Genomic DNA, 12444 nt, shown 5'->3' with positions numbered 1-12444 from the left:
TATGTTCTATGGCGACTTACAAACTTTCAGCAATATCGACAGTGTGGCTAATAATACTGGTTCCCTTACCAACGTTACCATGTCCAGGAACGACAAATCGAGCTTCAGGGTATTTTGTTAATACTTTCTGAGCCGAGTTTGCCCACTCTTTCTTATCAGCATCACCAGTCCATCCAATCGTATTAACTTCATTCGCTCGCATTAAACAGCCGCCAAGCAATACTTGCTCTTTAGGTAACCATACAACTGCATTATCTTTCGTGTGACCCGCTCCGGGATAGAAAACTTCAATCTTATTTTCTAATAGCACAAAATTATCATCTGAAAATTGATGATTAGTGGCTTTCTTATTATCACCTTTCAAAAATGTGTTGGTTAATGCAGACGCATAGGTATCAAAATTATGCTCTTGTAGATATTCTAAACCACCCGTTTGATCTTCATGAAAATGAGAAAATACGGTTTTCTTTAGCGTTAAGCCTCTGTTTTCAATCCACGTCATCAGTTGAGGCATGTTCGATGCATTCCATGGTGTATCAATTAAATACACATCCTTCCCATCAACATAGACCAATGAGTTAGCGTCCATTAAAATAGGCTTATCTGGATTCTGTAAATTTTTAAATTCACGGTATGATTTAACCAAAAAAACATTATTCGTAATTTCTTCAAATTGAAGTGGTTTTACTGACTCATCTGCGGCAGAAGCATTAAAGCCAATAACAGCACTTAATAGCGCTAACGTAATTTTAAACATGAATTCCATTCCTTTTTTAGTGTGCCACAAAGATACAACATAATTCCTTTTGGAAGTGTTAGATAAATGTAAAAAAACAATTTTGTACAATAACTAACATACTCTGTTCGCTTATTCTATTTGGCATAAACCCCAAAAAAAGGCACACGCATGACCCTATTTTTAGCCATGGCAATGTTCGCATTAGTTACATCATTGTCTCCGGGACCAGTCAACATTCTAGCCACCATTACCGGCGCGAATCATGGATATAAAAGAACTATTCCCCATATCTTTGGTGCAACCGTCGGTTTTGTGTCTATTCTTATTATATTAGGATTAGGGGTGATACAAGCCTTTGATGACTCTCACACAGCAACACTTGTTTTAAATTACCTTGGTAGTGCCTTTTTACTTTATCTCGCCTATAAAGTAGCTACGAGCAAAAAGACAGAACAAAATAAAACAAAAAAAAACGACGCACCAACGATGCTCCAAGGCCTGTTATGCCAATGGTTAAATCCAAAAGCTTGGATTGTGTCTTTATCTGGTGTGACCGTATTTTCTAGTAATGGTGTGATTCCACTCGAAGACCTCGGGGCATTTAGTATGATATTTTTTATCGTATGTTACTGCTGTATATCGACGTGGGCTTTATTAGGTCTCACCATTGGCAAATACCTTGAGCACCCAATTCATTATAAAATATTTAACCGAATCATGGGGGCTTTGCTTGCACTGACAGTCGTGTATGTATTCTTTCTATCAAAATAACATGGACGTTATATTGGCTAACTCTCAAACGCATTTTTTACGATCATCCGTTCTACCATTTGAATTACGTTATTCCGACAATTCAAACGCCTGCTATAAAAAGCATTCTCACCCAGAGTTTTCAATTGGTGTTGTAGATAGTGGTGTTAGTGAATACATAAATCAAAATTTAAAACAGGAAATAAGCGTTGGCTCTACGGTAATCATTAATCCTGAAGCGGTGCACTCTTGCAACCCAAAGACCGGCACCAACTGGAGCTATAAAATGCTGTTTGTTCAACCGGATTGGTTAACTGATTTACAAAACAGTATTTCCGGCACGGAAAAAAGTGAATTTCAACTATTTAAACAAAAACACAGCCGATGCTCTACTTTGTACCAAGACTTTCAATCATTGAGCCAAGTTCTGATTGAAAATGAATCTCCCCTATTAGTCGAAGAATCGGCGATCACTTTTTTCTCAAACCTTATTCTCAATGATCTTAAAGCACCGTTCATCAATATTATCCCAAAACAAGCGACTCACCTCGCCTACCAATACATTTCAGATAATGTCGATAACAATATTTCAATCTCCGAAATAGCCAGAGAGTCAGGCCTGAGCCATTTTTATCTTATCCATTCATTTAAAAAGCAATATGGAATAACCCCTCATGCATATCAAATGATGATGAAGATAAACAAAGCAAAAATCTTATTAAAAAAAGGAAACGATATTGTTTCTATCGCTACAGATCTTGGATTTACCGACCAAAGCCATTTTCATCGACATTTTAAAAGTATCGTTGCAGCTACACCGAGGCAATATAAGAAAAATAGATAAATAAAAAGTGATTCGTTGGGGGAGTTGTTTTATATAAGGAAATATAATTTCAACTTATAGTTCGTCATCATTGATAACTTCTACTATAACTGTTTCAATGTAGTTATTAACACTGTAGTAACCAAAGGACGACAACGAATGAATTTACGCTATTTATTTCTTACTTCTTGCGTAATAAGTATGCCTACGCTAGCAAAATTAGCGGACGAAAAAGGCATTAGTGGTGAAATTGCACTAACAACAGGGTTTGCCTCTTCAACCTCCAACTTTAATACTGAAGCTGATGACACCATTAGCTCTGTGGATCAAAAAGGCTCTAGCGACGACGGTTTTATGGCCTTTCCTCTTGGTAATATTGCCTATACGTTTGGTCAAGAGTTAAATCAGCAAGTATACGTAGGTACAACTCGTCAAGATGTAGCCACAGGTACTGTTGTTCTCGAAGTCGGTTATAAATATCAATTTGAATCAAGAATGGCGATTGATGTTTCTATTCTGCCAACCATTATGTCGAGCAAGACATGGGCTGACCCATATTTGGTCGGTTCAGCTCGTAAAGAAACAGACGCATCAGGTAATGCATTTCGTTTTAAAGTCGAGAATATTGCGGGATCAAATTTTACGATTGATACCGCTTATGCCACCAAAGACATCGAGAACGATGATGTCGACGATATACTGAAAAGGGACGCTGATACGATCTACTTAAAAGGTCAATATCGTTTACCATTAAGTCGCACTTCTTTCGTCCTACCTTCTGTTATTTACCAATCTTCCTCTGCGGACGGAAAAGCAAGCTCTTACGATCAATACGGTGCTGAACTGAGTTTTTTCAAATTAATGCAAAGACACCAGTTAGTATTAACCGCTGGCTACAACCAACAAAACTTCGGCGCAGACAATCCTATTTATAATAAAATTCGTAAAGACAATAAGTTAAGCTTATTTGCCGCTTATGAATATACTAAGTTTATGGATTGGCAAGATTGGTCATTCATCTCTTTTGCGGGTTATAACTCCACCGATTCAAACATTACCTTTTATGATGAATCAGAATACATTGTTACTGTAGGTTTAAACTACAAATTCTAATGTCAGGAATAACATAAAAGCCCTGCTGAGATTATTCAGCAGGGCTTTTTTTATGAATGACTATATTTTTCTAAATTGCGCCATGCACAGTTAAGAAAGTTTTGTTAGTCATTACTCTATATATCCAATTAAATTATGCGATTGGGCCATTATTAATCATTGATAGCGATTCATTAATATCAAAGATATAGCCTCGAATATTAGTGATACCCATGTTAGTTAAACGTGCCGTATGCATTGCTAAATAGGCTTGAGCAGAGGCTTCGTCTTCAAATAAATAAATGCCACCACCAAGTTGAGATTGCTCACTTGTCGTCCAAATCTTCCAAATAACACCCGGTTCTTGGTTAATTGATTCCGCTAAGCCTGTCATCATTTGTGTCATTTCATTACCAAATGGACCGGTAAAATCAAAATCTACTTGCAGTAATTTACTCATCTTTATGTGGGTTGGCCAAAATCAAACCAACGCATAACCGTTGATAATTTTGAATATAGAAGGAGCGGCCAGTTATCAAGTTCCCTTACACCTCACTCTGCCAAAAGGAGCAAAAACAGGCCCTGCGGCAAAATGCCTTTATCAATTACTCATGAAATCCGTTCAAACAAGAGAATAATGCCTTCTAACATCGATGTTAAAAGACGTTTTATTATCAATAGTAACGATAATCACTGGTATAAAAATCCAGTAGTTTATTGATCGCAATATCTCGGTACGTGTCTTTCTCAATTAACATGTCATGATAAGCACCTGCAATGGGTTCTAAATGGCTTGTATGACATTTCTCATGGAATTCAGCTTGTGCAACATTGCTCACCACTAAATCGTCCCCTGCCTGCAAGATCAGAATAGGGATTTTTACTTTATGCGCATTCGCGATGCATTTTTTACCCGCTTTAATAGATTCTACAATCCAATGAGTACTTGGCCCGCCTAGCCTTAAGTGTGGTTTATCTAGAAACAAATCAAGAAATAGTTGATATCTCGCTTTACTGTGGGTTAATACATTATCTTTGTATTGAAGCTTTTTAAAATGACTTTGGCCTAAGGCATAATTTGGCTTATTTGCTAACGCATCAAGTAAATTTAACGTTTGTTTTTTAAAGCCATGCGCCCTACCAGAAATGTATACACCAAACATAGGAGAAGTCGCAGCCGATGCCTTCACTGGATGATCGAACATTGATAAATATTGAGTCATTACCGCAGCTCCCATCGAATGAGAAAGCATAAAGCATTCGCCCTCTAAATTTGGCCGCACGATCCTCTCCATAAAAATATAAAGATCCATCACATAATCATGAAAATCATCCACATGACCTAATTCATGATCTTGTGTCATTCGACCCGATTCGCCTTGACCACGATGATCATACGTATAGATATTAAAATACTGACTTAGCTCAAGAATCGCTTCTTTATATTTCCAATAACTTTCATTACGACCATTCACAATCACTAATGTTTGCTTTTTATCGTTAGGATTCACATTGATCCATTTTAATGGAATACGCTCGACACCTAAAACTTCGCCACATTTTTTATTATTCCAAATGGCGTCAATTTGATCATTATATTCTTGTTGCTTTACTTGATCCGTAAAACGATCTTCACGTGTTTTTACTAAAAAACGTTCTTGTGATAAATGCGCTAAATTCAACTTTGGAGCAATCGTCTCAAGAAATAATTTACCCACCTCTTTACCGTGCTGATAATCCGCATCTAATTGTGTTTTCGTACTACCAAGTACCTTAGATTGAAGGCTTCGATTCGGTGAAATTTCATAAATGATGACATCATCTGGTGGGTTCGCTAAAAATGCTTGAGTCTTACGATAGCTTTCTTCGTGAGTAACAAGCATGGCAGCCATATTATCTAAGGTATTATTTTTTGTCATCTTGGCGAGAGAAATCAGCCAATCATGGTTTTCTTTAAAATCAACAGGTACGGTACGAATAACAACAATATGACGAAAACCTCTATCATACGCGGCTTGCACTGGGATCGGGGTAGTTAAGCCACCATCAAGCCAACGATTATCATCCATAATGACGGGCTGTTTATGTAGCGCAGGAATAGCACAAGAAGCTCGTAGAATGTCTTTCCAATTAGTGGTAGAAAGGTCGAAGTACTTGGTTTCAAAATTGGTTGCGTGGGCTGCAACGGCAAGCACTTGTTTGGTATTGAGGTGTTCCTCCCCAACCTTCCAATTGAGTGGAATATCAGATTCTGTTTTATCAATTAACCAATCTAAATCCATCCCTTCGCCAGTCAATAAAAAACGGGATAACTTGAAAAAATCTGGACTGCGAGTGACTTGATCGATAATTCGATAAGCGTGTCCTTTATGACCACAGATATAAGACGCTAAATTCAGTGATCCAGCGGAGGTTCCAATCAATAAATCAAACGGGTTAAAATTCGCTTGTAAGAAGCTATCTAATACTCCCGCGGTAAACACGCCTCTTTGACCACCGCCTTCCGTAACTAACGCAATTTTATCGACGTCTCTTTTAGAAAAACGAAAAACATCAACGTTATTTTTACTAATCGAATAATGTTCACCCATCATATTTGACCATTTCCGATAGAGTAATTATGTCCTTCTATTATGGCATATCGCTATAAAACTCGGGGAAATAAATGGGCTTTCTATAAATAATGAGGTTATTCCTCTCGTGGATAAAGAAACCTCCTTCATAACTCGATATTTAAGAACCATCTATGTTATGGTTCTTTTGATAATAAGGAGTCCTATGAACGACTATGAATTTTTCATCAGAATAAATGATGCGATATTACTTGAGTTTGATGTATTTAAACCATGGGAAAAGACGTTACTTTTAAGTGTTCAAAACCAGTTAATGGACAGATTCCCACTTTCCGATCCGCAAAGGGAATTACTGACTAAAATACTCGATAAAAAAAGACCCAAGAAAAAGAAAAAAAGAACAATATAAAAGCCATTCTGATCTTGATCATAATGGCTTTTTTGTTATAGACGAGAGCTTAGTACAGCACCATCGTTAGATAACCTAGAACTAGCACTATCATCGATGTTAGTGCATAAGGAACTGGATAACCTACCGCAGGCATATCGCTTTGGCACTCATCCTGAGCACCTTTCATTGCTGGGGTACTATTACGTCCACCGGCACATGCACCCGCTAGGATTGCAGGATTCATCTTGCGGAAATATAAACCATAAATCCAAGCCAATAATGGTGGAAGTAAGGCCGCGACTAAACCTAAACCTGCAATTTTAATTACCACGATACCTTGGAATGACGCCAAGATTTTTGGCCCTACCGTCGCTGCTAATACCGCAACAAACAAGCTCAAACCAATATCTTGTAAGAAGCTACGAGCTCCTTCACTCATTGGCCCACCAAACGCTGGATTACGAGTACGTAAGAATGAAAATACAATCCCCGTCAACATACAACCTGCTGATGTTCCTAATGCAAATGGGATCCCACCTAAAGTCACACTCAAGTGGCCACACACATAACCAATCAATAATGAAAGCGCTAGGTAAAATGTTTCTGTCAGCGTGCTCTCAACAATCGGATTGCTGTTCAGTTTTTTCGCTGCTTGTTTAACACACCAATCAGAACCCGCAACACGGATAACATCCCCTACTTCAACCACGGTTTGAGGTAGCATAGGAAGTTGATGTCCTTGTCTAAATACCGCTTTCATGTAGATACCAAAACCAACTTCTTTACTCATTTCTTCGATGGTTTTACCAGTGTAGGCTGATTTACCTAAATGAATATCGGCAACTTCGATATCAACATTACGCGCTCTTGGCTCATCAACTTCGACACCAACGGTAGATTCTCCTCCTTCGATTAAAACGTGATAATCACCTCGGATCCCAATAACATCCCCAAGTTGAAGTTGTGGATTTTCTGATGCGTCAAACACCTCATTACCACGAACGACTTTAAGAATCGCAGCATGAGGATAACGATGGAATAACGCTTCAACACCTTGACCAACTAATTCTTGGTGATCAACTCTGTACGCTCGAATATCTAAAGGAAGAATACCTAAGTTTGAAAACCCATTAGTACTCGGTAACGCTTCTGTATCACCACCTGCACCAAAATCAGCTTCAGCATCTTTACCTGCTTTTACCGGATCAATACCAAACATCGCAGGTAAGTATTTAATAAGCAGAATAATGAAGACGCTAGACAGAATATAACTAATGGCATAACCAGCTGCAATGTTGGCACTGATTTGATCAAGCGTCATTCCTGAAGGTGCTTTCACTGCCCCTGAATTAATGGCAGATTGGGCGACACCCATCACAGCTGTTACAGTGTAACTCCCAGAAATAATCCCGGCGGCATAACCCGGTGCTAAATCCAATAATTTAGCGCCAAAGAAAACAATAATGAAATTACTGAACACAACGATAAGACCAATAACAACAAAATCTATTCCTCCTCGTGCCAATCCAGAGAAAAACTGTGGTCCTACTTTCATACCAATAGCGTACATGAACATCATTAAGAAGATATCAGACACCAAACCCGGCGCATCAATATGTAAACCATAAACAGAGAAAGCGGTTAACGCGATACCAACACCAACAACCAGAGTACCCGCCGTTGAACCTAAGTTGATGCCTTTAATTGTTACTTTTCCTAACGGATAACCAATGGCAATGCTTAAGAAAAGAAACACAAAAGGATTATGAGCGATATACGTAAACAAAAACCCAAATAATCCAGAGGCTTCATGTTGTGCTAACGCTTCAACGGACTCGGCAGCCATAAGGCGACTAGAGAATAAAAAAAGTGACAGAGTAAGTAATAAAGTCCGGCGTTGAGACTTCATCCAATGAAAGGCATGGTTCAATTGATCCATATTCATAATTATTTCCCATATAGAATAAAGATGAAGCAGGCTTCTATTAATATTTATAGAAGCCCATTAGAACGAAAATGGGCCGTAAAAACGGCCCAAGAAACATTAACCGTGATTAAAGCCTGAAGATTCAACTTCATCACTGCCATGAGAGATTGGGTGCTTATCGAAAAACTCGATGCAATGTTTTAAATCGGCAACCAGTAGATCGGCTTGATCTCGGCTAAAGCCATGACGAACCAAAATACGCATGATCACTAAGTCTTCACGTTTTGGTGGCATTGCATACGCCGCAATTTGCCAACCACGAGAACGAATTCGATCCGACAGATCAAACAAGTTAAACCCAGGGTTCACGCCTTCTTTTAGCGACCAACTCATTGCAGGGATACCACCTTTGCCATCATAAATAATGTCAAACATGCCCATTTTTTCTATTTCAGCAGAAAGATACACCGCCGTGTCGTAACACGCTTGGTGGATCTTACGGTACCCTTCTTTACCTAAACGTAAAAAATTATAGTATTGCGCTACAATTTGGCCGCCAGGGCGCGAGAAGTTCAACGCGAAAGTAGGCATGTTGCCACCTAAGTAATTCACGTTGAAAATAAGATCTTCGTGCAATGCAGACGCATCACGCCAAATAACCCAACCCACACCTAATGGACTCAAACCAAATTTATGGCCTGATGCATTGATTGATTTCACACGAGGTAAACGGAAATCCCACTCTAACTCAGGATCACAGAATGGGGCTAAGAAACCGCCACTCGCCGCATCAATGTGCATTGGAATATCTAAACCAGTATCTTCTTGTAGTTTATCTAACGCTTCATGCACGGCTTTTACGGGTTCATACTGACAAGTAAATGTCACACCCAGCGTTGGAACTACACCGATGGTATTTTCATCACAACGTTTAATCACTTCTTCAGGCGTCATAATTAGACGATCGCCTTCCATTGGGATCTCACGTAATTCAATATCCCAATAACGAGCAAATTTATGCCAGCACACTTGAACAGGACCACAGATCATATTTGGTTTGTCTGTTGGTTTGCCAAGTTTTTTCATTTTTTCACGCCAAGCCCATTTTAGCGCCATTCCGCCAAGCATTGCGGCTTCACTTGACCCCGTAGTAGAACAGCCTAACGTATTTTCTGCATCTGGAGAGTTCCATAAATCGGCTAACATATGCACACAACGCGCTTCAAGCTCTGCGGTTTGAGGATATTCATCCTTATCGATCATGTTTTTATCGATGCATTCGTCCATTAGTTTGTGGACTTCATCTTCAACCCAAGTTTGGCAAAAGGTCGCTAAATTCTGTCGAGAATTCCCATCCATCATTAGCTCATCATGAACAACTTGATAAGCATGACGAGGATCATGTTCGTGCTCAGGCATTTTGTATTTTGGCATAGATAGGGAAAGGTCAGTTGATGAATAAACATCATCAAGAAGATCGTCTCTGACTGTATCTTTAGAATGAAGAGGCATACGTTTTAGCTCCATTGAATTAAACAAACAATAAAATATAAACTGTCGAATTGATTGGATTCGGCCTTAATGAGTAAGTAATTAATAACACAGTCAATTACTTACTCATTAATATTTAGTTACACTTTTAGTCCCTTTAATGGATTATGTCAATGCACTTCCAGTTCATTTTTTAAAGCATAGATGCCACTAAATTACTATTTAGTAGCACGAATATCACGTCAAACCCTGATAGAGAAAGACTCTTGTAATAAAAGTTAGAATATAAAACTCGTCTATTTTTGAGAGCGAATAATTTCTTCATCCACCCATTTAAGTAACTGTTTAATTGCTTTAGATAAAATCTGATTCTGTCTAACAATATAACCTAAGCTGGTTGTTGGAAATTTCGGTAATGGCGTTACTGTCGTTTTAAGATTTCGCTTTGGGTGAATAGAAAATTCAGGAACGATGGCAACACCGAATCCAGCCTCTGCCCAATCAATCTGAGCATCGACACTACCCACTTCCATGACTCGGTACTTCGGTAAGTTCAAGGATGGCAATGCTAAATCCAGTAAGTCACGAGTTCGAGTATCATGTCCTAGTAATATCAGCGTAGGTTCACTGTCTAAAACAATAGTAGGATCAAAATTAGCTTGTTGCCACTTTTCAAGATGATTACCCAATGCACACCATTTGATTTGTTGAAGTTCAGTAAAATGAAGCGGTTGACTTTCTTTTTGTGCAATAACAAATCCAAGATCGGCTTCGGCACTTTTCACTAATTCTGACGCTTGTGAAGAAGTGGTATTAAGCAGGGAAAAATCGATACCCGGGAACTCTTGCTTAAATAATTGAAATGGTCCGATCAATAATAAGCGGGAAATAATATCGCTGGCGGCAATGGTTAATGTTCCGCGGCTTAAATCATTAATCGCATTAAGATCAGCTTGGCAAACTTGCAGTGCCATTAATGTATTTTGACTGGTTTCAAGTAGCCGAACCCCAGCTTCAGTTAAATGAAAGGGATTCCTCTCAATGAGCTTTACTCTTGTCGCACTCTCTAACTGCTTGATGTGTAAGCTAACGTTAGGCTGCGTCATGTGTAATACCGTTGCGGTTTTACCAAAATGTTTTAATTCGGCTAACGTTACAAATGTTTTAAGCCAATGTAGATCAAGCATGCCTATACTCTCTTTTTGAATACATTTCACTCAATATGATATATGGATTTCTTATCAAGTCGATAATTATAATTAATTTCTCATATTGCCATATTGGGATTAGCATAGCGTCTTAATCATTAAGGAGTTTGTGTTATGCCGTCTATTGTTGTTGTAGGTGCTAATTGGGGCGATGAAGGTAAAGGCCGCATCGTTGATTTTCTTGCTGCGGATGCGTCTGCAAGTATTCGTTTTCAGGGCGGTAATAACGCCGGTCATACTGTGGTAAATGACTTCGGTACCTTTAAGCTACACCAACTTCCAAGCGGTATTTTTAACCCAGACTGTACAGCGGTTCTTGGCCCTGGCATGGTAATTAGCCCTGCGGCATTAAGCGAAGAAATCGCAGAAGTTAAAGCCGCTGGCATTGAAGTAAAAATGCACATTTCTGACCGTGCTACGCTTTGCCTTCCTCTTCATGCGCTTGAAGATACACTTGAAGAATTACGTTTAGGCGATGGCGCTTACGGTTCAACTCGTCAAGGTATTGCACCTGCGTACGGTGACCGTGTAATGAAAAAAGGCATCCTTGTGGGTTGGTTAATGCAGCCTGAAGTATTGCTTGAGCGTATTCAATTCATGCTTGATTGGAAAATGCCACAACTTAAAGCACTATACCCAACATGTGATTTCAGCCAAACAGCTGAAGAAATGACAGAATGGCTTTTAGAAGTCACTGCACCTTGGCGTAAATTCATCTGTAACGTGACTGAGCCTCTAAAAGTAATGCAAAAAAACGATGCCAACTTATTGTTTGAAGCACAGTTAGGCGCGGGTCGTGACTTAGTTTACGGTGAATACCCATGGACTACCTCTTCAAACGTAACAGCAGCTTATGCTGGTATCGGTAGTGGTTTACCTGCGTTACGTCCTGAGCGTATTATTGCAGTGGCTAAATCATTCAGTTCATCTGTAGGTACTGGTACATTAGTAACCGCAATGGAAGAGCAAGATAACTTCCGTGAAGCAGCTAATGAATATGGCGCAGTAACAGGTCGTCCACGTGATATGGGTTACTTTGATGCAGTAGCAACACGCAACGGTGTTGAACTACAAGCAGCAACAGAAATCGCATTAACAAAAATTGACTGTTTAAGTGGTATGGCGGATCTTAAAATTTGTACGTCTTATGCTGGTGAGCACACTGAAAATCCAATCTGGCCTCAAACATCGGCTCTAAGCCCTGTTTACGAAAGTATGGAAGCATGGCAAGAAGACATCACAGGTTGTCGTACTTTTGAAAGTCTACCAAAAGCAGCTCAAGCGTATGTACTGCGTATTGAAGAACTAATGGGTGTACCTGTTAGCATGGTTTCTGTTGGTCCTGAACGTGAGCAAATGATCCTTCGTTAATCGAGTCATCTAAACCACGTACATTTCCAAATAAAGAATTCAAAGCCGCACTCCCCTATTTTGTGATAATTTTAGGGAG

At 39.2% G+C, this 12444-nt stretch carries 11 protein-coding genes and 1 pseudogene; 6 read left to right on the top strand and 6 right to left on the bottom strand.

Features of this window, described 5'->3' with window-relative positions; genetic code table 11:
• Positions 1 to 16: 16 nt before the first annotated feature.
• On the bottom strand, positions 17 to 757 hold the full coding sequence (gene blaALI / locus A6E03_RS12880) for an ALI family subclass B1 metallo-beta-lactamase (protein ID WP_172794759.1): 741 nt from the start codon (positions 755 to 757) through the stop codon (positions 17 to 19).
• 150 nt (positions 758 to 907) lie between these two features.
• On the opposite strand from blaALI, the gene A6E03_RS12875 reads away from it, so the two are divergent.
• The 3 genes from A6E03_RS12875 (at position 908) to A6E03_RS12865 (ending at position 3425) form a co-directional block, all read left to right on the top strand.
• Positions 908 to 1510: a LysE family translocator gene (locus A6E03_RS12875; protein ID WP_065591682.1), complete on the top strand. Its 603-nt coding sequence runs from the start codon at positions 908 to 910 to the stop codon at positions 1508 to 1510.
• Between the two features lie 13 nt (positions 1511 to 1523).
• Positions 1524 to 2333 carry an AraC family transcriptional regulator gene (locus tag A6E03_RS12870; protein ID WP_255310638.1) on the top strand — a complete coding sequence of 270 codons (810 nt, stop codon included), beginning with the start codon at positions 1524 to 1526 and terminating at the stop codon, positions 2331 to 2333.
• Positions 2334 to 2471: 138 nt separating this feature from the next.
• Positions 2472 to 3425, top strand: a complete 954-nt coding sequence (locus A6E03_RS12865; RefSeq protein WP_065591681.1) for a DUF2860 domain-containing protein — start codon at positions 2472 to 2474, stop codon at positions 3423 to 3425.
• Between the two features lie 133 nt (positions 3426 to 3558).
• On the opposite strand, the gene A6E03_RS12860 is transcribed toward A6E03_RS12865, so the two are convergent.
• Positions 3559 to 3864: a monooxygenase gene (locus tag A6E03_RS12860; protein WP_065591680.1), complete on the bottom strand. Its 306-nt coding sequence runs from the start codon at positions 3862 to 3864 to the stop codon at positions 3559 to 3561.
• A gap of 40 nt (positions 3865 to 3904) precedes the next feature.
• Between A6E03_RS12860 and A6E03_RS20495 the strand changes: the two are divergent.
• Positions 3905 to 4042 (top strand): annotated as a pseudogene (locus tag A6E03_RS20495) (LysR family transcriptional regulator); the annotation flags it as partial.
• A gap of 36 nt (positions 4043 to 4078) precedes the next feature.
• Here the strand turns inward: A6E03_RS20495 and A6E03_RS12855 are convergent.
• Complete coding sequence (locus A6E03_RS12855) at positions 4079 to 5998, bottom strand: alpha/beta fold hydrolase (protein ID WP_255310637.1); 1920 nt, start codon at positions 5996 to 5998, stop codon at positions 4079 to 4081.
• Positions 5999 to 6182: 184 nt separating this feature from the next.
• Between A6E03_RS12855 and A6E03_RS12850 the strand changes: the two genes are divergently transcribed.
• Positions 6183 to 6386, top strand: coding sequence for a hypothetical protein (locus A6E03_RS12850; RefSeq protein WP_060990697.1), 204 nt, complete (start codon positions 6183 to 6185; stop codon positions 6384 to 6386).
• Between the two features lie 49 nt (positions 6387 to 6435).
• Here the strand turns inward: A6E03_RS12850 and A6E03_RS12845 are convergent, their stop codons facing one another.
• The 3 genes from A6E03_RS12845 to A6E03_RS12835 form a co-directional block, all read right to left on the bottom strand.
• Positions 6436 to 8313 (bottom strand): aspartate:alanine exchanger family transporter, encoded by a 1878-nt coding sequence (locus tag A6E03_RS12845; RefSeq protein ID WP_065601000.1) that lies wholly within the window; start codon positions 8311 to 8313, stop codon positions 6436 to 6438.
• A gap of 99 nt (positions 8314 to 8412) precedes the next feature.
• Complete coding sequence (locus tag A6E03_RS12840; protein WP_017020592.1) at positions 8413 to 9807, bottom strand: glutamate decarboxylase; 1395 nt, start codon at positions 9805 to 9807, stop codon at positions 8413 to 8415.
• A 275-nt stretch (positions 9808 to 10082) separates the two neighbouring features.
• Positions 10083 to 10973 carry a LysR family transcriptional regulator gene (locus tag A6E03_RS12835; RefSeq protein ID WP_065591675.1) on the bottom strand — a complete coding sequence of 297 codons (891 nt, stop codon included), beginning with the start codon at positions 10971 to 10973 and terminating at the stop codon, positions 10083 to 10085.
• A 135-nt stretch (positions 10974 to 11108) separates the two neighbouring features.
• On the opposite strand from A6E03_RS12835, the gene A6E03_RS12830 reads away from it, so the two are divergent.
• Positions 11109 to 12365: an adenylosuccinate synthetase gene (locus A6E03_RS12830; RefSeq protein WP_065591674.1), complete on the top strand. Its 1257-nt coding sequence runs from the start codon at positions 11109 to 11111 to the stop codon at positions 12363 to 12365.
• Positions 12366 to 12444 lie beyond the last annotated feature (79 nt).

This window comes from Aliivibrio sp. 1S128, assembly GCF_001691065.1.
Taxonomy (GTDB): Bacteria; Pseudomonadota; Gammaproteobacteria; order Enterobacterales; family Vibrionaceae; genus Aliivibrio.
Note: the sequence above shows the minus strand (reverse complement) of the source record. Positions and strands in the feature narration are given on the sequence as shown.